Genomic DNA, 21,137 nt, shown 5'->3' on the forward strand with positions numbered 1-21,137 from the left:
TGGGGCCATGAAACAGCTTCTTGCCCCGCTTCTGGTTGTTGCCATGCTCACCACTCCGGCCGTCGCGCAGGAGACGGAGGAAGGCGCCGATGCAGGCGATCTGGACGAAGGGTTCAGCCTGCTTGAAGAGGGCGCGAAACTGATCTTTCGCGGCATCATGGAAGAGGTCGGCCCGAGCCTGGACGAGATGCAGCAGGGTCTGGACGAGGCTGGCAGTAAACTTGGCCCCGCGTTGTCGCAGCTTATGGCGTTGGTCGACGATGTGAAGAACTACGAAGCGCCCGAGCGGCTGCCCAACGGCGACGTGATTATCCGTCGCAAGCCGGACGCACCGCCGCCACCGCCGCTGATGCAGCCCGAGGCCGAACCGGCTCCCGACGAGATCGAGCTTTAAGAGGGCAGGCGGACGCTTGGTTCGGCCTTGAGCGCGGCTGCGAGCGAGGCAAGGCGTGCTGCGGCCACTTCACCGTACAGCCCCGCGCCGCGCTTGGTCAGGCGCAATTCCAGCAGGTTTTTCTTGGGCTTGTAGTTCAGCTCTCCCGCGTCCTGCGGGTCATGGATCGAGAACATCGCGCCAAACCTCATTGCCTTGCCAAGAACTTCGGCCTCCTGGATCTGCTCGGGCGAGAGCAGGGTAAAGAGCGGCTCGAACCGCGATCCGCTGCGCGAATTCTTGTAGCGGTGCAGCAGGGCCAAGCCCACGAAGACACGCTCGGGGTGGCTGAGCGCGGCCATGTTCGCGCGGGTGACATTGTCGAAACAGGCCTCGGCGCGGTAGTCGGGATGGGTGCGCCAGGTGGTGTCATGCAGCAGGCACGCCGCGCGCATCAGGCGGTATTTCTCGGGCGGGACTTGCCCCCAGATCGGCTGGATAAACGCGTGCAGGCGTTTGCCGAAGCCGGGCAGGCGGGCCATCGTGCGCTCGGCATGGCGGCAGGCCTCGATTAGTGGGTCGCGCCGGCGCAGGCGTTCGGGCATCTGTTCGTAAAGTAGCCCCTCGCGGATCCCGTAAGAGGAGATGTCGATTTCTTTCGGGCCGAAGGTGGCGATCAGTTCGCGCAGCACCATCGCAGCCAGCGGCACAAGTTCCATCCGCGCGGATGACGTGCCGGTGCGCGAGCGCAGATCGTTCAGGTCGTTCTTCTCGATCCAGTCGAGGGTTTTCAGCGTGCCCTCCGGGTCCATCCGGTATTCATGCAGCACCAGAAGCGGATAGCCGCGCCGCTCCATGTCGAGCCGCGCGATCGCCCGCCAAGAGCCGCCGACAAGGTAGATGCGTTCGTGCTCGGTCCCCATTTCGCGCGCGAGGCCGGCGATGACGTCCTTGATATGGGCGGCCACTTCCTTCTTGCCGCCCGGCACCTGTTGCAACCGGAACGGCCCGAGCGGCGAGGTGACGCGCCGCCAAACGCGACCGTTGCGGATATCGGCCAACTCCATCGAGTTGCCGCCGATGTCGCAGATCAGCCCCTGCGCCTCGGGCCAGCCAAGCAGCACCCCCTGCGCAGACAGGCGCGCCTCTTCGGTGCCGTCGATCACATGCAGCTTGAGGCCGGTCGTGCGCTCGACTAGGCGCTGGAATTCCGGGCCGTCCTGCGCCTCGCGCACGGCGGCGGTGGCCACGCAGGTGAGGGGGCCGATGCCCATGCCGTCGGCCAGCAGGGCAAAGCGTTGCAGCGCGGCAAAGGCGCGCTCGCGGCCCTGAGGGTTCAACAGGCCGGTTTCGGCCAGGCCCTGGCCCAGACCCGCCATGACCTTTTCGTTGTAGAAATAGGCCGGGCTGCGCGCCGCGCCGTCGAAAACCACCATCCGGACCGAGTTCGAGCCGACATCCACGACGCCCACGCGGCTGAGCGCCCGTGCCGAGGGATCATCGAAGAGGGGTTTGCCAAAGGGATCCCAGTCGTCGGAAAGCTTCGGGCTGTGCCCCTCGGTCTTCGGGTTCATGCTGTCCTGCCGTCGATAATGGGCGGCCCCGAGTCGCCTCGGCGCCGCCTCAAACTACCCTCTAGTCCATGCTATGGGCAAGTTTCGGAACGTCTTTTGCCCCGGCCGAGCCGCGGCCCGAAAGCGAGGGGTTCTCCATGAAGAAGCGATGGCAGGAGAACAGATCGTCTTTCCCCGGCGGCAGGTCGCGCAGGAAGCGCCCGTCGGGTTGCAGCACCCAGCTTTGCGCCTCGTCGGCCATGTTCGCGGCCATGATCTGGCTGACGATCTGCGCCTTCACGGTGTCGTTGAGCGCCTCGACCAGCGTCTCGACCCGGCGGTTGAGGTTGCGCCCCATCCAGTCGGCCGAGGAAAAGAACACCCGCGCCTTTTTCGAGGGCAGGCCGTGGCCGTTGCCAAAGCATACTATGCGCGAATGTTCGAGGAAGCGCCCGACGATGGATTTCACGCGGATATTCTCGGACAGGCCCTTGATGCCGGGGCGCAACCCGCAGATGCCGCGGATCACAAGGCTGATCTTCACCCCGGCCTGAGACGCGGCATAAAGCGCGTCGATCACCTGCGCGTCGATCAGGCTGTTCATCTTGGCCCAGATTTCGGCCGGGCGGCCGTTGCGGGCGTGCTCGCTTTCGCGCGCGATCAGTTCTAGGAGGCGCGGCTTGAGCGTGATCGGCGAGATCGCGAGGTTCTCAAGCCCCTCGGGCTGCACATAGCCCGACAGGTAGTTGAAGACCTTGGTCGCGTCGCGGCCAAGGGCGGCGTCGCAGGTGAAAAAGCTCAGATCCGTATAGATCCGCGCGGTGATCGGGTGGTAGTTGCCGGTGCCGTAATGGGTGTAGGTGACCAGCTGGTCGCCTTCACGCCGGACCACGGTCGAGATCTTCGCGTGGGTCTTGTAGTTGATGAAGCCATAGACGACATGGGCGCCCGCGCGCTCCAGTCGCCGCGACTGGCGGATATTCGCGGCCTCGTCAAAGCGCGCCTTGAGTTCTACGAGCGCCGTCACCGACTTGCCGCTTTCGGCCGCCTCGCAGAGCGCGTCCACGATCGGGCTGTCCTTCGAGGTGCGATAGAGCGTCTGCTTGATCGCCAGCACGTTCGGGTCCGCCGCCGCCTGATTGAGGAAGCGGATCACCATGTCGAAGGTCTCGTAGGGGTGATGCAGCAGCATGTCCTTCTGGCGGATCGCCGAGAACATATTGCCGTCATGGTCCTGCACCCGCTCGGGGACGCGCGGCGTGAAGGCTGGCCAGAGCAGATCGGAGCGCGACGACAGCACCAGTTCCTTGAGGTCGGCGATGCCAAGCATCCCGCGTACCTCGACCACCTCGGAGGGATCGACGTGCAGCTCATCCATGATCAGCGCGCGCAGGCTTTCCGGCGCGCCTGAGGTGATTTTCATGCGGATCACCTGCCCACGCCGGCGGCGCTTGAGCGCGGTTTCGAACTCGCGCACGAGGTCTTCGGCCTCGTCCTCAACCTCAAGGTCGCTGTCGCGCAGCACCCGGAAGGCGCAATGACCGGTGTCGGCATAACCGGGGAAGAGCATGTTGAGATGCAAGAGCAGCAGCTCTTCGAGCGGCAGGAAGCGCGCCTCGCCGGGCAGGCGCACGAAGCGGTCAATCTGCTGCGGAATCGGTAGCAGGGCCTGAAGGCGACGCTTGTCGGTCTGCCGCTCCAGTTCCAGCGCCAGGCAGAAACCAGTGTTGGGGATGAACGGGAAGGGGTGTGCCGGGTCGATCGCCAGCGGCGAGAGCACCGGGAAGACCTTGTTCAGGAAGTGATCGGCCAGGAAATCGCGGTCGCGCTTGGTCAGTTTGGAGCGCGTGACAAGATGAATGCCAGCGCCCTCAAGCTCGCGCTTGAGCTTGTTCCAGGTGGTCTGCTGCGTGTCCATCAGTTTGCGCGCATCGGCGTTGATCAGCACAAGCTGCTCGGCCGGGGTCAGCCCGTCATGCGAAGGGGTCACGCTGCCTTCGCGCACCAGCTCGCGCAGGCCCGCGACGCGGACGGTGTAGAACTCGTCAAGGTTGGTGGCCGAGATCGACAGGAACCGCAGGCGCTCCAGCAGCGGCACGCGCGGGTTCGTGGCCTCTTCGAGGACGCGCCAGTTGAAGGCGAGCCACGACAGCTCTCGATTGAAGAAACGGCGCGGGCCCGCGATTACTTCGGCGGGCATCTCGACGGGGGTCGGGAACGGGGTCTTGAGGAAATCTGCCTTGGTCATGATGCGCTTATGAGATGCTTTTGTAATGGCGCGATGACAGTATTTTGCTCTGCTCAGCCCAGAGTGTCCAGCACCTCGGCGGCCAAAGATCGCGTGATCGCGCGGTTCTCGGACAGCGCGCGCGCATCAAGCGCCGCGACCAGCTGCCGCGCCGTGGCAAGCGAGCGGTCCATGCGCGTCACAAGCCACGGGATCAGCGCGGCAGGCACCGCGATCTGGCGGTCGGCGAACAGTTTGACCAGCACGGCAGACAGCAGCGCGTCATCGGGCGGCTCGATGCGGACATTGGCGGTGGCCGACATGCGGCTAAGCAGGTCTGGCAGGCTGAGGCCCCAGTCACGCGGTGCGCTGCGGGCGGTCAGCAAAAGCCGCCCGCGCTCGGCCAGCATGAGGTTGTGCAGGTGGAAAAGCGCGGCCTGAGTGGCGGGGCTGGTGGCCACGCGCTCGGCATCCTCGACGACCACGGCGCCCGCGCGCACCAGATCGGGGGCGGCCTCGTCGGTCAACTCCTCGGCGGCAATCACCGGCGCGCCGTGCGTGTCGGCCCAGATCTGCGCGAGGTGCGATTTGCCCGCGCCCTCGGGGCCGATCAGCAGCATCCGTCCCTGTGGCCAGCTTTCGGGCGCATCAAGCGTCGCTAGCGCCAGCGCATTCGCGGGGGCGACGAAGAAATCCTCGCGGCCCTGCGACTGGCGCAGGGGCAGATCCAGGGTCAGTTGACGGCTCACGTCCGGGTCAGTCCTCTGCGGGTTCATGTGCCAAGGCGGTCTCGGGGGCCGCTTCTTGACCCGATGTGAGGCCTTTGTAAAGCCGACCTTCGAGGTATCGCTCCAACACGAAGCGGGTGACCACGCCGAGGACCGCGGCAACGGGAACGGCGACCAGCATACCGACAAAGCCAAAGAGCGTGCCGAAGGCCGACAGCGCGAAGATCAGCCACAGCGGATGCAGGCCGACGGAACTGCCAACCAGCTTGGGCGTGATCAGGTTACCTTCAAGGAACTGACCGGCGGCGAAGATCGCGGCGACGATGCCGATCGACATCCAGTCGCCCCAGAACTGAAAGAGCGCAAGCCCGATGGCCAGCGCGCCGCCGACCAACGCGCCGACATAGGGAATGAAGGTCAGCCCGCCCGCGATGGCCCCGGCGATCAGGCCGAAATTCAGCCCCGCCAGCATCAGCGAGATCGAGTAGAACGCCCCGAGGATGAGGCAGACCGAGATCTGGCCGCGCACGAAGCCCGACAGCACCTTGTCGATCTCATGCGCCAGACGGCGCACTGTGGGCGCGTGATCAAGCGGCAGCCAGCCGTTGATCTTGGCGACCATATTGTCCCAGTCGAGCAGCATGTAGAAGGCCACGACGGGCACGACGACGATGAAGACGACAAAGTTCACCACACCCATGGCCGAGCTGAGCACCCCGCTGGCCAGCTCCCCGCCGCGCGCCTTCACCGCCTGACCAAGCGAGGCCAGCGTTTCGTTGATGACCGATCCTTCCTCCATCACCGAGGGGAAGGTTGTCGTCAGGAAGGATTGCAGGCGCCGGGCGACCTCAGGGGCGATGCCGACAAGCTGGGTCAGCTGGCGGACCAGCGCGGGCACCACGGCCAGCGCGAGGATCACGAAGGTCAGTGTCGCCACCAACGCGATGGTCGATGTCGAGGCCGCGCGGCTCAACCCCAGACGCTCGAGCCGGTCGGCGAGCGGGTCGAGGAAATAGGCAATCGCGCCCCCAACGAGGAAGGGCAGGATCACGTCGCCCAACCCCCAGAGCGCAAGCGTGAATACCGCGGCGGTTCCCCCCCAGTAGGTCAGTTGTTGTCGCGCGGGCAGGGCCATCGGTCAGCCTTTCGTGTCGTTGGCGTCAGTTTGCCGAACTGCCGCGCGGTTGCAAGCGGCCAAGGCCCGCTGTCGCAAGCCGAGATAGGCATCGCCGGGGCTATTTCATCCCCTATGCCCGCATTTTTCCCCGTGCCGCCAGAACCGGGGCGGTCTCGGGGCCGTTCTTTTCGGGGGCGCCGTGGAGGCTGACCTTGCCCCAGCTTCCCATTTCCTCTAGGCCAGTTCGCAACGCGAAACCCAATTTGGACAAGCCAATGCGCCTTTCCCGCTACTTCCTCCCCGTCCTGAAAGAAAACCCCGCCGAGGCGCAGATCGTCTCGCACCGCCTGATGCTGCGCGCGGGCATGATCAAGCAGCAGGCGGCGGGGATCTATTCGTGGCTGCCGCTTGGCTACAAGGTACTCAAGCGCATCGAGCAGATCGTGCATGAAGAGCAGGTCCGCGCGGGCCATATTCCGCTTCTGATGCCGACGCTTCAGCCCGCCGATCTGTGGCGCGAGTCGGGCCGCTATGACGATTACGGCCAGGAAATGCTGCGCATCAAGGACCGGCACGAGCGTGACATGCTCTACGGTCCCACGAACGAAGAGATGATCACCGACATCTTCCGCAGCTACGTGTCCAGCTACAAGCAGCTGCCGCTGACGCTGTACCACATCCAGTGGAAATTCCGCGACGAGGTTCGCCCGCGCTTCGGCGTGATGCGCGGCCGCGAATTCCTGATGAAGGACGGCTACAACTTCGATCTGACCAAGGAAGACGCGCTGCACGCCTACAACCGCCACATGGTCAGCTACCTGCGCACCTATGAGCGCATGGGCCTGACGGCGATCCCGATGCGCGCGGCCTCGGGCCCGATCGGCGGCGACAACACGCATGAATTCCTGGTGCTGGCGCAGACCGGCGAATCCGAGGTGTTCTATGACGCCAAGGTGCCGGATCTGAAGCTGGGCGAGCGCACCGTCGATTACGACAACCGCGACGAGGTCGCCGCGATCTGCGAAGAGTTCACCACGCTTTACGCCCGCACCGACGAAACCCATGACGAGGCCGTCTTCAACCAGATCCCCGAAGAGCGCCGCATGGTCGGCCGCGGGATCGAGGTCGGTCAGATCTTCTACTTCGGCACCAAGTATTCCGAATCCATGGGCGCCACTGTCGTGACCCCCGATGGCAATCGCGTGCCGGTCGAGATGGGCTCGCACGGGATTGGCGTCTCGCGTCTGCTTGGCGCGCTGATCGAGGCCAACCACGACGAGAAGGGCATCATCTGGCCCGAGGGTGTGACGCCGTTCCACGTCGGCATCGTCAACCTCAAGCAGGGCGACACCTCGACCGACGCGGCCTGCGAGGCGATCTACAAGGCGCTGCAAGGCCACGGCCTCGACCCGCTTTATGACGACCGCGAGGACCGTGCCGGCGCCAAGTTCGCCACCATGGACCTGATCGGCCTGCCGTGGCGCATCACCGTCGGCCCGCGCGGGCTGGCCAATAACGTGGTCGAACTGACCTGCCGCCGCACCGGCGAGAGCGAGGAGATGTCGGCCACCGCCGCCGTCGAACGCATCGCCAAGATCTACGAAGCGCATTGATGCGCGGCACGCTGGCCATACTGGGCGGAGTTGCGGGGGCGGCAGCGCTTTCGCAATTCCCCGAGTTTTCCCAGCAATACCTTCAGCGCCTTGGCGGTCAGGCCGAGGCGCTCTCGGCTGTCGTCGCTGAATTCGACGCCGCCGCCGATGTTGCCGGGCTGACGCGCGAGGCGGCTTTGACGCAGTTGCAGGGCTCGGCTTTTCTCGACAACCACGGCAACGATATGCGCAGCCTGATCGTGCGGGCCGAACATGCACAGGCCGATTATGCCCTGCTGCGCGCGGCGACGCCGCTGGAGCGTCTGACCCTTCCGCAACGCTTCCGCGACGCGGAGGTGCTGCAGGCGACATGGGGCGATTTCCAGCCCGCCGTGCAGCTTACGCCTACCGGCCTGACCGCCGCCGGGATCGGCTTTGGTCTTGGATGGGGACTGGTTCTGGCGCTTGCCGGGTTGATCATGCGGCCCTTCCGGCGTCGCGCGGTATAGACTTGAGCAAAATACTCGGGTAATTGACCTTGGTCAATGTCGGTCGACGGGGCGTGTCGCATAAGCGCCTCAGGAACCGAGCTGGAGTGAGCCATGAGAAAGTTGCTGTCAGGGGCAGTTGCCGCGATCTGTGTCATGGGCGGCGCGGTCGGCGCGGCCGAGCCCTATGCCTCGCTGGAAGCTTGGGGCGAGGCGCTGTTCTTCGACACCGCCCTGTCGGCCAATCGCACCCAGTCCTGTGCGACCTGCCATTCCCCCGAAGCGGGCTTTGTCGATGCGCGCGAGGGCGCCGTGAGCCTTGGCGATGACGGGCACAGCCTTGGCGATCGCAACGCGCCGCCTGCGGCCTATGCGTCCTTCTCGCCCGCTTTCCACAAGACAACCGAGGGCAAATGGAAGGGTGGGCAGTTCCATGACGGACGCGCTGCGACGCTGGCCGATCAGGCCAAGGGGCCGCCGCTCAACCCCATCGAGATGGGCATGAAGGACGAGGCCGCCGTGGCCGAGCGCCTCTGGGCGAACCCGCGCTACCTAGCCACCATGACCACACTGTCCGGTCCCGAGGCCGCGCATGACCCGCTCAAGGCCTATGACGCCATGGCCGAGGCTATCGCTGCCTTCGAGCAAAGCGAGACTTTCCAGCCCTTTGATTCCAAATACGACCGCTTCCTGCGCGGCGAGGTGCGGCTGACGGATGAGGAGGAACTGGGGCGGCTTTTGTTCTTCTCGAACCAGTTCACCAACTGCAATATCTGCCATCAGCTGCGCCAAGGACCGCTCGAGGAAAAGGAAACCTTCTCGAATTACGAATACCACAACATCGGTGTGCCCGCGAACACGGCGGTGCGCGCGGTGAACGGGGTGGCGGGCGATCATGTTGACCGTGGGTTGCTCGATAACCCCGCTGTGGACGATCCGGCTCAGGCGGGCAAGTTCAAGGTGCCAAGCCTTCGCAACGTCGCCGTCACCAGCCCCTATATGCATAACGGGGTGTTCTCGGACCTGCGCACGGTCGTGCTGTTCTACAACAAGTACAACTCGAAACTGCCCGAGCGGCAGATCAACCCCGAAACCGGCGCGCCCTTCGCCGCGCCCGAAGTGGCGCAGAACCTCTCGTTGACCGAGTTGGAGACCGGCCCGGCGCTGGACGACAAGCGGATCGACGCCATCGTGGCTTTCCTGCGCACCCTGACCGACGCGCGCTACGAGCCGCTTCTGGATCAGTGACCCAACAGATCCGTGAACCCGCGCGGGCTTGACCTTTAGCCCCGCGCGGGTCAGCTTGCGCGAGCTTTTGGGATAGGAACATGGCCAGCAGCACCGCGCCCTTTTCTCCTTTTGAATTCATGATTGCTTGGCGCTACCTGCGCGCGCGTCGCGCCGAGGGGGGCGTGTCGGTCATGACCTGGATCAGCCTGATCGGAATCATGCTGGGCGTGGCCGCGCTGATCATTACGCTGGCCGTGCGCGCAGGCTTTCGCGGCGAGTTCGTCGATACGATCCTGGGTGCGAATGCCCATGTCACGGTCTATTCCGCCCCGACCGAGGTAGTCGCAGGCTCGGGCGTCTATTCGCGCCTGATGCGCGACTACGAGGACCGCGCGGCCCGCCTCCGCGAAGTGCCGGGCGTGACCCGCGCCGCGCCGCTGGTGCGCGGGCAGGTGATGGTGACGCTGGCCGACCGCTCGAACGTGGCCGAGGTTTACGGCATCGCCGCCGGGGATCTGCTGACCATCCCGCGCGTCGCGCATTCCGAAGAGGCGCTTGGCGATATCAACCGCTTCGGCGAGGGGATCGCCATGGGCTCGGGTCTTGCGCGCGAACTGGGCGTGAGCGTGGGCGACAAGGTCAAGCTGATCTCGCCCAATGGCGCCAAGACGGCCTTTGGCACCAGCCCGCGGGTCAGCGCCTATGAGGTGGTCTATATCTTCACCGCGGGCCGTTGGGACATCGACCGCACGCGCATCTACATGCCCTTCGCCGAGGCGCAGAGCTATTTCAACCGCGAGGGCGGCGCCGATGAGATCGAGGTGGACGTGACCGAACCCGAGCGCGTCGATGGCTGGACGCCGCAGTTGATCGCGGCCAGCGGCGCGGGCACGATGCTCTGGAGCTGGCGCGATGCCTCGGGCAGCTTCCTGCGCGCGCTCGACATGGAGGATAACGTGATGTTCGTCATCCTCTCGGTTCTGGTGCTGATCGCAACGATGAACATTACCTCGGGGCTGATCATGCTGGTCAAGAACAAGGGCCGCGATATCGGCATCCTGCGCACCATGGGGCTGACCGAGGGCTCGGTCCTGCGCGTCTTCTTCCTGTGCGGGGCGTTTACAGGGGTGCTGGGGACGCTTCTGGGCCTTGTGCTGGGCGTTGTCTTCTCGCTCAACATCGAGCATGTGATGAACTTCATCAACTGGCTGAACGGCGGCGGGGCCTGGGATCCTTCGGTGCGTGGAATCTACGAATTGCCCGCCAAGCTGCGCGCGGTCGATATCGCCAAGGCGGTTGGCTTGTCGCTTGGGCTGAGCTTTGTCGTCACGATCTTCCCCGCGCGCCGCGCCGCGCGCCTGAACCCAGTGGAGGCACTGCGCTATGAGTGATGTGCTGACGCTGGAGCGGCTTGAGAAAAGCTACAATCGCGGCAAACCGGGCGAGATCGCCGTGCTGCGCGGGGTGAACCTGACGATTCCGCGCGGGCAGGTCGTGGCACTGGTGGCGCCCTCGGGGGCGGGGAAATCGACGCTGCTGCATATCGCGGGGCTGCTGGACACGCCCGACAGCGGGCGCGTGGCAATCGGCGGGCAGGATCTAAGCGGCGCCACCGACCGCCGCCGGACCGAGGCGCGCCGCGCCGATCTGGGCTTTGTCTATCAGTTCCACCACCTGCTGCCCGAGTTCACCGCGCTGGAAAACATCGTCCTGCCGCAGCTTGCGAACGGGGCAGGGCGCAAGGCGGCCGAGGAACGTGCGCGCGCGCTGCTGGGGCGTGTGGGCCTGGCCGAACGCGTCGATCACCGCCCCTCGGCCCTGTCGGGCGGCGAGCAGCAGCGGGTCGCCTTCTGCCGCGCGCTGGCCAACCAGCCCAAGCTGCTGCTGGCCGACGAGCCGACCGGAAACCTCGACCCGGCGACCTCGGACACGGTGTTCGACGTGCTGATGGAACTGGTGCGCGAAACCGGGCTGTCGGCGCTGATCGCGACGCATAACCTTGATCTGGCTGCCAAGATGGACCGGATCGTGCGCCTCGATGGCGGACAACTGACGGAGTAAGCGATGATCCTTTACGGCATTCCGACCTGCGACACCTGCCGCAAGGCGAAAAAGGCGCTGGAGGCTGCGGGCCATCAGGTCACCCTGCGCGATGTCCGCGCGGAACCGCTGAGCGGCGACGAGATCGCCGAGTTCGTGGGCATCTTCGGAGAGAGAATCGTCAATCGCGCCTCGACCACCTGGCGCGGTCTGTCCGAGGCCGAGCGCGCGGCACCCGTGCCCGATCTTCTTGCGGCCCATCCGACACTGATGAAGCGTCCGCTGATCCGGGGCGCGCAGCTGACACTTGGCTGGGATAAGGCCGCGCAGGCGGCGCAGGGGCTCTAGCCCCGAAATGAGAGCGGCCCGACAGGGTCGGGCCGCGGAATTCTCAGAGCAGTTTCAGGTCGCTCGCCGAGGCGCGGCCATCACGGCCCGACTGCAGCTCGTAGCTGACTTTCTGGTTGTCCTGCAGGCCTTTGAGGCCGGCGCGCTCAACCGCCGAGATATGGACGAAGACGTCCTTGCCACCCTCGTCGGGCGCGATGAAGCCGTAGCCTTTGGTGGTGTTGAACCATTTCACGGTGCCAGTGGCCATTCCGTTCACTCCTTCAGGTTTTCCCGGGCAGAATTGCTTCCGGGCCGTGCAGCCAGGTCTTTCAAGTCTTCCGGCTGCCCCGCGAAGGGAGCGGTAGAAAGTCTGCAGTCACGCGAGGCCAGCCTGCCACAAGCCAAGAGAAAATCAACGAAAATAAATGTGACACCCGTGCGAAGACCGATTTCTTGCCCAAAACGGCAGCAGGCGCCCTTGTGGGGGCGCCTGCCGAGGGTTCGGGTAGGGTATGGGTGCAATCAGCGCAGGTCGGGGGGCAGAGCCTCGCCCTTGAGCGTTTCCACGATCGCGTCGAGCGCCGCCGTTTCGGTGCGGTTCTCGCCCAGACGACGGACGGAAACGGTGCGCTCCTCAACCTCTTTCATACCGATGGCGAAGATATAGGGCACCTTGCCAAGCGAGTGCTCGCGGACCTTGTAGTTGATCTTCTCGTTGCGAATGTCGGCCTCGGCGCGCAGACCAGCGGCGCGCAACGCGGCCACAACCTCGTGGACGTAATCATCCGCATCCGAAACGATCGAGGCAACCACGATCTGACGCGGCGCCAGCCACAGCGGCAGCTTGCCCGCATGGCTTTCGATCAGGATGCCGATGAAGCGCTCGAACGAGCCGAGCGTCGCGCGGTGCAGCATGACCGGGCGGTGGCGGTTGCCATCCTCGCCGATGTAGCTGGCGTCCAGACGCTCGGGCAGCACGAAATCGACCTGGAGCGTGCCGCATTGCCAGTCGCGGCCGATGGCGTCGGTCAGCACGAACTCAAGCTTGGGCCCGTAGAAGGCGCCCTCGCCGGGGTTCAGCGTGAACTCGTAGCCCGCCGCCTTGGTCGCGTTGGCCAGTGCCGCCTCGGCCTTGTCCCAGACCTCGTCCGAGCCCGCGCGCTTCTCGGGGCGATCCGAGAACTTGATCTTGAACTCGGTGAAGCCGAGGTCGCGGTAGATCCGCGAGAGGAACTCGATGAAGAGCTTGGTTTCGCTCTCGATCTGGCTTTCGCGGCAGAAGATATGCGCGTCGTCCTGGGTGAAGCCGCGCACGCGCATGATGCCGTGCAGCGCGCCCGAGGGTTCATAGCGCGCGCACGAACCAAACTCGGCCATGCGCAGCGGCAGATCGCGGTAGGACTTGAGGCCGACGTTGAAGATCTGCACGTGGCAAGGGCAGTTCATCGGCTTGAGAGCGTTCACGACCTTTTCGCGCGCGCCTTCCTCGTCCACCTCGACGATGAACATGTTCTCCTGGTACTTTTCCCAGTGGCCCGAGGCTTCCCAGAGCTTGCGGTTCACCACCTGCGGGGTGTTGACCTCGACATAGCCGCCCTTGGTCTGCTGGCGGCGCATGTAATCCTGCAACTGGGTGTAGATGGTCCAGCCGTTCGGGTGCCAGAAGATCTGGCCCGGCGCCTCTTCCTGCATGTGGAAGAGGTCCATTTCCTTGCCCAGCTTGCGGTGGTCGCGCTTCGCGGCCTCCTCGAGCATGGTCATGTGGGCCTTGAGGTCGTTCTTGTTTTTGAACGCGACACCGTAGATGCGCTGGAGCATCGGGCGGGTATTGTCCCCCAGCCAGTAGGCGCCTGCGACATGGGTCAGCTTGAAGGCATCGGCCGGAACCTGCCCGGTGTTTTGCAGGTGCGGGCCGCGGCACAGATCCTGCCAATCGCCATGCCAGTACATCCGAAGAGGCTCGCCCTCGGGGATGCGGTTGACCAGCTCGACCTTGTAGGGCTCATTGGTGGAAATGTAATGCTCGACTGCGCGGACACGGTCCCAGACCTCGGTGCGGACGGGTTCGCGGGCGTTGATGATCTGCTTCATCCGCGCTTCGATTTCGCCGAGATCTTCGGGGGTGAAGGGCTCGGCGCGGTCGAAGTCGTAGAACCAGCCGTAATCGCGCACCGGGCCGATCGTGACCTTCACGTCGGGCCAGATCTCTTGCACGGCGCGGGCCATGATATGGGCGAGGTCGTGGCGGATCAGCTCGAGCGCGGGCTCGTCATCCTTGAGAGTGTTGATCGACACCTTCGCGTCGGTCTCGATTGGCCATTGCAGGTCCCAATGTGCGCCGTTGACGCGTGCCGAAAGCGCGGCCTTGGCCAGCGAAGGCGCAATGGAGGCGGCGACTTCCGCCGGGGTCACGCCCGCGTCGTAGGAACGCTGATTGCCATCGGGAAAGGTGAGGGTGATCTGGGACATGTCGTCCTCCTCGTCGGTTTGGCGCCCACGGAACGCCCGGTTGCGGGTTATGGTCGGTGCCGATATGCGCCGACCGTGCGCCCAAGTCAACGGGGGCGCTGCGGCAATCGGTCAAGTGGGGGCTCTGCCCCCGGCTTCGCCTCCCCCGGGATATTTTTGCAAAGCCGAAAGGATGTAGTGATCTGTTCTCTTTCGGCTTTGTCTAAATATCCCGGGGGCGAGCCCGGCACGGGCGAGGGGGCAGAGCCCCTTTTCGGCAGTTGAGGCGCGCGGACCCGCCGGTTAGGGTAGGTGCAAGCCGAAGGGGGAGCGCATGACCGAATTCATCACCACGCCGGAGGGCCGCCGGATCGCCTATGCCAAGACCGAAGGGGCCGGGCCGGGGATCGTCTTTCTGCATGGCTTCAAATCCGACATGCAGGGCACGAAGGTGCTTGCGCTGGAGGATTGGGCGCGGGCGCAGGGGCGGGAATTTCTGCGGTTCGACTATTCTGGCCACGGCCAGTCTGATGGGGAGTTCACCGAAGGCGCCATCGGGGATTGGTTCGAAGACGCGCGCGACACGATTCGCGCGCTGACTAACGGGCCGCAGGTGTTGGTTGGCTCGTCCATGGGGGGATGGATCTCGCTTCTGCTCGCGCGCGAACATCCCGAGCTTGTCGCAGGGCTGGTGACCATCGCGGCCGCGCCGGATTTTACCGAGGACGGTTACTGGGCCTCGTTCGACAAGGCCGAGCGGCGTGCGTTGGAAGAGGTGGGTTATGTCGATGTGCCCTCGGACTATGGCGAGCCCTACCGGATCACGCGGCGCCTGATCAATGAGGGGCGCAACCGTCTTGTGCTGCGCGATCCCTTGAGCCTGAACTTCCCGGTACGCTGCCTTCAGGGCACCGACGATGACGCTGTGCCGGTAGAATGGGCGACCCGCCTTCTGGCCCATGCGCAATGCCCGGATATGCGTCTGACGCTGGTGAAGGGCGCCGACCACCGGTTCTCGGAGCCGGACGACCTGACGCTGATCGAGCAGGCTGTGGTCGAGGTTCTGGTGCGGGTCGGCTGAGCAGCGCGTTCAACTATTCTGCCTTAGCCAGTCGCGGGGTCGAACGTTCGTAAGCCCTGTGGGGGCTCGTTTACGCTGCGCGATTGGCTGGGGGCGCCATTTCTGCTAGGCTGACGCCGGGTAACCGAGCTCGACTATTGCCGGGGGCGTTTTTGCGGTGTCTCTGGTGCGCCGGGTGGGGGGGAGTATCGGATGAAAGCGATTGTCTGCTGGCGCGATCCCCGGCACGGGTCCGCCGTGATCTATTCGGTGCGCGATGGCGCGCTGGTGTTGTTGCGCGGCGCGCGTCCGGCTGACTGCTTTCCGCCGGTAGACCGGCTTTTGACGGCCGAGTTGCTGTTGCAGCGTCTGATCTATCTGCCGCAAGAGACTTGTGAAAAAGGGCGGGCCGCTCAGCGCAGCACCGCCCCAGAACCTTGCGAAACCGGAAGCTGAGCCTCAGACCCCGCGCGGCAGGGCCGCAACCCCGGTGCGCGCGACATCGCACAGGCCGAGCGGACGCATCAGCTCGGCGAAGGCGTCGATCTTTTCCGGCGTTCCGGTGATCTCGAAGACGAAGCTCTCCAGCGTCGAATCGACCACGTTGGCGCGAAAGATGTCGGCAAGGCGCAGCGCCTCGACGCGCTTGTCGCCCGTACCAGAGACCTTGAAGAGCGCCAGTTCACGCTCGACCGGGGTGCTCTCGGTGGTCAGGTCGATGACCTGGTGCACCGGGACGATGCGGCCAAGCTGCGCCTTGATCTGGTCGATCACCGCGACCGTGCCGCGCGTCACGATGGTGATGCGCGAGCGGTGGCCCTTATGGTCCACCTCGGCCACGGTCAGGCTGTCGATGTTGTAACCGCGGCCGGAAAACAGGCCGATCACGCGGGCCAGCACGCCCGCCTCGTTGTCAACCAGCACCGCCAGCGTATGCGAGCGCTCCACTTCCGAGTGGAAATCGCGCAGGTCATAGGCCGAATGCGAGGTCGAGCCCTTCTTGATGTTCAGAGCGGCCATTGCCCTCTCCTTTATCTCGTAAGTCCGTGGACTACATGAATTCCTGTCGCGCCCGGGGTAGTCCCCCGGGCCACTCGATCACACCAGCGTCGCGCCCGATTTGAACGCCTCGGCATCGGCTGCCAGCAGCATTTCGTTATGCGGCTTGCCCGAGGGGATCATCGGGAAGCAGTTCTCGTGCTTCTCGACGAGGCAGTCGAACAGGACCGGGCCATCATAGTTGAGCATTTCCATGATCGCGTCGTCCAGTTCGGCCGGGTCTTCGCAGCGGATGCCCTTCCAGCCGAAGCTCTCGGCCAGTTTCACGAAATCGGGCAGGCTCTCCGACCACGAGTGCGAGTAACGCTCGCCATGCAGCAGTTGCTGCCACTGGCGCACCATGCCGAGGCGCTCGTTGTTCAGGATGAACTGCTTCACCGGGGTGCGGAACTGGGTCGCGGTGCCCATTTCCTGCATGTTCATCAGCCACGAGGCCTCGCCTGCGACGTTGATCACCAGCGCGTCGGGATGCGCGATCTGCACACCGATTGAGGCCGGGAAGCCGTAACCCATGGTGCCAAGCCCGCCCGAGGTCATCCAGCGGTTCGGCGCATCGAAGCCTAGGAACTGCGCGGCCCACATCTGGTGCTGACCCACCTCGGTCGTGATGTAGCGGTCGCGGCCCTTGGTCAGCGCCTCGAGGCGTTGCAGCGCGTATTGCGGTTTGATCGTCTTTTCCGAGTTGGTGTAGGCGAGGCAGTTCACCTTCTTCCAACCCTCGATCTTGGCCCACCACTTGGCGAGACCTTCCTTGTTGACCTTGCGACCGCGCGATTTCCAGATCTTGAGCGCGTCTTCGAGCACATGGCCCACGTCGCCCACGATCGGCAGGTCCACCGGGACGATCTTGTTGATCGAGGAGGCGTCGATATCCACATGCACCTTGGTCGATTTCGGCGAGAAATCCGCCACGCGGCCGGTGATCCGGTCGTCGAAGCGCGCGCCGAGGTTGATCATCAGGTCGCAGCCGTGCATCGCCAGATTGGCCTCGTAAAGGCCGTGCATCCCCAGCATCCCCAGCCAGTTCTTGCCCGAGGCCGGGTATGCGCCCAGGCCCATCAGCGTCGAGGTGATCGGGAAGCCGGTGGCATCCACCAGCTCGCACATAAGCTGGCTGGCCGCGGTGCCCGAGTTGATCACGCCACCGCCGGTGTAGAAGATCGGCCGCTCGGCGGTTTCGATCAGCTCTACCAGCTTGGTGATCGCATCCAGATCGCCCTTCACCTTGGGCTGGTAGTGATCGACGCGCGCGGCCTTGGGCTCGCTATAGGTGCCGGTGGCGAATTGCACATCCTTTGGGATGTCGATCAGCACCGGGCCGGGGCGGCCCGAGGTGGCCACGTGGAAGGCCTGGTGGATGGTTTCCGCCAGCTTCTCGCTCTCTTTCACCAGCCAGTTATGCTTGGTGCAGGGGCGGGTGATGCCCACGGTGTCGGCTTCCTGGAAGCCGTCGGTGCCGATCATGAAGGTCGGAACCTGGCCCGAGAACACCACCAGCGGGATCGAGTCCATCAGCGCGTCTGTCAGGCCGGTCACGGCATTGGTCGCGCCGGGGCCCGAGGTCACCAGCACGCAGCCGGGCTTGCCGGTCGAGCGCGCGTAGCCTTCGGCCATATGGACGGCGGCCTGCTCGTGGCGGACGAGGATGTGACGGATGTCGTTTTGCTGGAAGATCTCGTCATAGATCGGAAGGACGGCGCCGCCCGGATATCCGAAGATCGTATCGACCCCGTGATCCTTGAGTGCCTGAACCACCATTTTCGCGCCGGTCATCTGCCGTGCCATCAGTCTCTCCATTCCCGCGGCCCTTGGGCCTCTGAACCGTTTCGCAACAAAAAGCCCTCGCGTTTCGGGCGAGGGCGCATGGGAACCAATATGGTCAACCGTTACCGGCCCATGCACCTACCTCCTACGACGACAAGAAGCGAGAGCATCGCTGATCCTTTCCGTTGCGTTGCAGCGGACATTAGAAAGGCGCGTCGGGGGCGTCAACGGCAAATCTGTGAATATTATGTCGCAGGGGCATGAAAATCGTTTCAAATGTTGCGTCGTGGCATCTTTCAGCCGACATTTTCAGAAAATCAGCCCCGATTTTTCCATGCCGCGGGTGCGAAACGGCGCCTGGGGCGGTTAACCGTACCGCAGCTCGCCCGAGTCGGCCGGCCACTATTCGGCGGCGCTCATGCTGAGGTGCGTCAACAACAGGCGCATCCGCGAGCCGCGCCGTGGATCTGTTTTGGGGTGCGGTGACGTTGGGGAAGGCTTTATTTCCCGCTTCCCTTTCGTGCGGTGTTCTTTATCTTGCGGTCAGCTTTCCGGGGTGGACTCCGGTGAGGGATCGCCGCCAAGCATGCGGACGATGCAGTTTTGCGCAAACTGGTCATAAAAAACTACCAAAATGGGCTAAATTTCTTGACGTCCGGGGGGAGTCCGTTCAAGGAATGCTGACTGCCCCTGGAGGTAGGGGGCCAATAACTGGGAAGGGGAGGACGGAGATGGGCGCTTTGATAGCCCTGTCGCGCCTGATCGACAGAGTGAACGAGACCATCGGAAAGGCCGTATCATGGCTGATCCTGTTGGCCGTTATCATCTCGGCGGCAAACGCGACCATTCGCAAGATCTTCAACGTATCGTCGAACGCCTGGCTGGAACTGCAGTGGTATCTTTTCGGTGCCGCGTTCCTGCTGGCTGCGGCCTATACGCTTAAGCAAAACGAGCATATCCGCATCGACATCGTGTATGGCGCTTTCTCGCGCCGCGTGCAGCACTGGATCGACCTGTTCGGGCATATCTTCTTCCTGATGCCCATGGTCAGCCTGATGCTTTACCTGCTGTATCCCTATGTGATGCTTTCGGTGAAATCGGGCGAGGTTTCGACCAATGCGGGCGGCCTGATCATCTGGCCGGCGAAGGCCTTGCTGCTGATCGGCTTCATCTTGATTTTCGCGCAGGGGATTTCCGAGATCATCAAGAAGATCGCCGTCATGCGCGGCCTGATGGAAGATCCGCATCCGGCGACGGGCCATCACGGCCATGACATGATCGCCGAAGAGGAGGCGCTGTGATGATGGAACTGATCGCGCAGAACATGGCGCCGATAATGTTCATCTCGCTCATCGGCTTCCTGCTGTTGGGCTATCCGGTTGCCTTCGCACTGGCCGCGAACGGTCTGGTGTTCTTCATCATCGGGGTCGAGCTTGCCCCGCTGTCGAATGGCACGATCAACCTCAGCTGGCCGCTCTTGAACGCGATGCCTGAACGGTTCTGGGGGGTGTTGTCGAACGAGACATTGCTCGCCATTCCATTCTTCACATTCATGGGGATCGTGCTTGAGAAATCGGGCATGGCCGAAGACCTGCTCGACACCATCGGCCAGCTGTTCGGCCCGGTGCGTGGCGGTCTGGCCTATGCGGTGATCATCGTGGGCGCGCTGCTGGCCGCCACCACGGGCGTCGTGGCCGCCTCGGTGATCGCGATGGGCCTGATCTCCCTGCCGATCATGCTGCGCTATGGCTATGACCGCAGGATTGCCTCGGGTGTGATCGCGGCGTCCGGCACATTGGCGCAGATCATTCCGCCCTCGCTGGTGTTGATCGTTCTGGCCGACCAGCTCGGTCGTTCGGTGGGCGACATGTACAAGGGCGCGATGATCCCCGGCCTCGTGCTGACGAGCATCTACCTTGGCTATGTCGCTCTGATGTCGGTGCTGCGTCCGCATTCGATGCCTGCGCTGCCGAAAGAGGCGCGCACGCTTGGCTCGGGTGTGACCTCGCTGGTCGTCGCACTGTCCACCGGTCTCGCGCTTTTCTACGGCGCCGAGAAGTACCTTGAAGCGAACCACAACCCGAAGGATGCGGGCATCCTGGCCGCCGCGCTTGCCGTTCTGGTGATCTACGCGGCCGCCGTGCTCGACAAGGCGCTCAAGATCAACGCGATGAGCCGCCTTGCGCAGCAGGTCGTCATCGTGCTGATCCCGCCGCTGGCGCTGATCTTCCTAGTGCTCGGGACCATCTTCCTTGGCGTTGCCACGCCGACCGAAGGCGGCGCCATGGGTGCCGTGGGTGCGCTGATCCTGTCGGGGATGAAGCGGCGTCTGAACTACGGCGTGGTGCGCGATGCACTGGCCGCCACGACGCGCCTCTCGGCCTTCGTGATGTTCATCCTGCTCGGTGCGCGGGTCTTCTCGCTGACTTTCTATGGCGTGAACGGCCACCTGTGGGTTGAGCATCTTCTGGTCTCGCTGCCGGGCGGTGAGATGGGCTTCCTGATCGTGGTGTCGCTGCTGGTCTTCTTCCTGGCGTTCTTCCTTGATTTCTTCGAACTTGCCTTCATCATCGTTCCCCTGCTGGCCCCCGCGGCCGAGAAGCTGGGCATCGACCTGATCTGGTTCGGGGTCATCCTGGGGGTGAACATGCAGACATCGTTCATGCACCCGCCCTTCGGCTTTGCGCTGTTCTTCCTGCGCTCGGTCGCTCCGAAGTCGGCCTATATCGACAAGGTGACGGGCAAGCTGACCGATCCGGTGAAGACCTCGCATATCTACTGGGGTGCCGTGCCGTTCGTGTTCATCCAGATCATCATGATCGGCATCGTGATCGCCTTCCCGGGCATGGTCATGCATTACAAGGGCAAGGTGGTCGATCCCTCGACGATCGAGCTCAAGCTGCCCGAGATGCCGGGTCTTGGCGGTGGTCTGGGCGGCCTTGGCGGGCTTGGTGCGCCTGGCTCTGCACCGGGCGGGATGGGCCTTGGCCTGCCGCCGATCGGTGCCCCCGGGGCGCCGGCGGGCGGAGGGGCGCCCATCGTGCCGGCTCCGATGGGGCTTGGCGGGCTTCCCCCGGCCAGCAACTGAAACGAAAACGGCGGCCCTCGGGCCGCCGTTCCTCTTTCCG

The 21,137-nt window shown here is 64.2% G+C and carries 19 protein-coding genes; 11 read left to right on the forward strand and 8 right to left on the reverse strand.

Translation table 11 applies throughout. The annotated features are described in order from the left end of the window. Positions 1–7 precede the first annotated feature (7 nt). Positions 8–394, forward strand: a complete 387-nt coding sequence (locus LZA78_RS00185; protein WP_438811041.1) for an AAA+ family ATPase — start codon at positions 8–10, stop codon at positions 392–394. Here LZA78_RS00185 and LZA78_RS00190 read toward each other — a convergent pair. The 4 genes from LZA78_RS00190 to LZA78_RS00205 form a co-directional block, all read right to left on the reverse strand. After that, on the reverse strand, positions 391–1,947 hold the full coding sequence (locus LZA78_RS00190; protein WP_233674940.1) for a Ppx/GppA family phosphatase: 1,557 nt from the start codon (positions 1,945–1,947) through the stop codon (positions 391–393). The genes LZA78_RS00185 and LZA78_RS00190 overlap by 4 nt on opposite strands. 61 nt (positions 1,948–2,008) lie before the next feature. After that, positions 2,009–4,174, reverse strand: coding sequence for an RNA degradosome polyphosphate kinase (locus tag LZA78_RS00195; protein ID WP_233674941.1), 2,166 nt, complete (start codon positions 4,172–4,174; stop codon positions 2,009–2,011). A 53-nt stretch (positions 4,175–4,227) separates the two neighbouring features. Beyond that, positions 4,228–4,902, reverse strand: a complete 675-nt coding sequence (locus LZA78_RS00200) for a P-loop NTPase family protein (protein ID WP_233674942.1) — start codon at positions 4,900–4,902, stop codon at positions 4,228–4,230. 7 nt (positions 4,903–4,909) lie between these two features. Further along, positions 4,910–6,016, reverse strand: coding sequence for an AI-2E family transporter (locus LZA78_RS00205; protein WP_233674943.1), 1,107 nt, complete (start codon positions 6,014–6,016; stop codon positions 4,910–4,912). Positions 6,017–6,273: 257 nt separating this feature from the next. Here LZA78_RS00205 and proS point away from each other — a divergent pair, with 257 nt between their 5' ends. The 6 genes from proS (at position 6,274) to LZA78_RS00235 (ending at position 11,696) form a co-directional block, all read left to right on the forward strand. Next, positions 6,274–7,611 (forward strand): proline--tRNA ligase, encoded by a 1,338-nt coding sequence (gene proS / locus LZA78_RS00210; RefSeq protein WP_233674944.1) that lies wholly within the window; start codon positions 6,274–6,276, stop codon positions 7,609–7,611. Next, the gene (locus LZA78_RS00215; RefSeq protein WP_233674945.1) at positions 7,611–8,099 is read left to right on the forward strand and encodes a DUF2937 family protein; all 489 of its coding nucleotides are present in this window, start codon (positions 7,611–7,613) and stop codon (positions 8,097–8,099) included. Before proS ends, LZA78_RS00215 begins: the two co-directional genes overlap by 1 nt. Before the next feature lie 93 nt (positions 8,100–8,192). Next, positions 8,193–9,326 carry a cytochrome-c peroxidase gene (locus LZA78_RS00220; protein WP_233674946.1) on the forward strand — a complete coding sequence of 378 codons (1,134 nt, stop codon included), beginning with the start codon at positions 8,193–8,195 and terminating at the stop codon, positions 9,324–9,326. An 80-nt stretch (positions 9,327–9,406) separates the two neighbouring features. Then, positions 9,407–10,699 carry a lipoprotein-releasing ABC transporter permease subunit gene (locus LZA78_RS00225; RefSeq protein ID WP_233674947.1) on the forward strand — a complete coding sequence of 431 codons (1,293 nt, stop codon included), beginning with the start codon at positions 9,407–9,409 and terminating at the stop codon, positions 10,697–10,699. Further along, positions 10,692–11,369, forward strand: coding sequence for an ABC transporter ATP-binding protein (locus tag LZA78_RS00230; protein ID WP_233674948.1), 678 nt, complete (start codon positions 10,692–10,694; stop codon positions 11,367–11,369). The genes LZA78_RS00225 and LZA78_RS00230 overlap by 8 nt, the downstream gene beginning before the upstream one ends. Before the next feature lie 3 nt (positions 11,370–11,372). Beyond that, positions 11,373–11,696: an arsenate reductase family protein gene (locus LZA78_RS00235; RefSeq protein WP_233674949.1), complete on the forward strand. Its 324-nt coding sequence runs from the start codon at positions 11,373–11,375 to the stop codon at positions 11,694–11,696. Positions 11,697–11,739: 43 nt separating this feature from the next. Here LZA78_RS00235 and LZA78_RS00240 read toward each other — a convergent pair whose 3' ends face one another. Together LZA78_RS00240 and thrS are read right to left on the reverse strand one after the other, a co-directional pair. Then, on the reverse strand, positions 11,740–11,946 hold the full coding sequence (locus LZA78_RS00240; protein WP_218629324.1) for a cold-shock protein: 207 nt from the start codon (positions 11,944–11,946) through the stop codon (positions 11,740–11,742). Between the two features lie 254 nt (positions 11,947–12,200). Then, on the reverse strand, positions 12,201–14,147 hold the full coding sequence (gene thrS, locus LZA78_RS00245; protein WP_233674950.1) for a threonine--tRNA ligase: 1,947 nt from the start codon (positions 14,145–14,147) through the stop codon (positions 12,201–12,203). A gap of 313 nt (positions 14,148–14,460) precedes the next feature. Between thrS and LZA78_RS00250 the strand changes: the two genes are divergently transcribed. Further along, positions 14,461–15,207, forward strand: a complete 747-nt coding sequence (locus LZA78_RS00250; RefSeq protein ID WP_233674951.1) for an alpha/beta hydrolase — start codon at positions 14,461–14,463, stop codon at positions 15,205–15,207. A 192-nt stretch (positions 15,208–15,399) separates the two neighbouring features. Then, positions 15,400–15,642, forward strand: coding sequence for a hypothetical protein (locus LZA78_RS00255; protein WP_233674952.1), 243 nt, complete (start codon positions 15,400–15,402; stop codon positions 15,640–15,642). Between the two features lie 3 nt (positions 15,643–15,645). On the opposite strand, the gene ilvN is transcribed toward LZA78_RS00255, so the two are convergent. Both ilvN and LZA78_RS00265 read right to left on the reverse strand, forming a co-directional pair. Next, positions 15,646–16,206 carry an acetolactate synthase small subunit gene (gene ilvN / locus LZA78_RS00260; RefSeq protein ID WP_233674953.1) on the reverse strand — a complete coding sequence of 187 codons (561 nt, stop codon included), beginning with the start codon at positions 16,204–16,206 and terminating at the stop codon, positions 15,646–15,648. A gap of 78 nt (positions 16,207–16,284) precedes the next feature. Further along, entirely contained in the window at positions 16,285–18,030 is a 1,746-nt protein-coding gene (locus LZA78_RS00265) for an acetolactate synthase 3 large subunit (RefSeq protein WP_233674954.1), read from the reverse strand. Between the two features lie 710 nt (positions 18,031–18,740). On the opposite strand from LZA78_RS00265, the gene LZA78_RS00270 reads away from it, so the two are divergent. Continuing rightward, the gene (locus tag LZA78_RS00270) at positions 18,741–19,310 is read left to right on the forward strand and encodes a TRAP transporter small permease subunit (protein ID WP_233674955.1); all 570 of its coding nucleotides are present in this window, start codon (positions 18,741–18,743) and stop codon (positions 19,308–19,310) included. Continuing rightward, complete coding sequence (locus LZA78_RS00275; protein WP_233674956.1) at positions 19,310–21,097, forward strand: TRAP transporter large permease; 1,788 nt, start codon at positions 19,310–19,312, stop codon at positions 21,095–21,097. Before LZA78_RS00270 ends, LZA78_RS00275 begins: the two co-directional genes overlap by 1 nt. Positions 21,098–21,137: the final 40 nt, after the last annotated feature.

Source organism: Rhodobacter flavimaris (genome assembly GCF_021378075.1).
GTDB lineage: Bacteria > Pseudomonadota > Alphaproteobacteria > Rhodobacterales > Rhodobacteraceae > Rhodobacter > Rhodobacter flavimaris.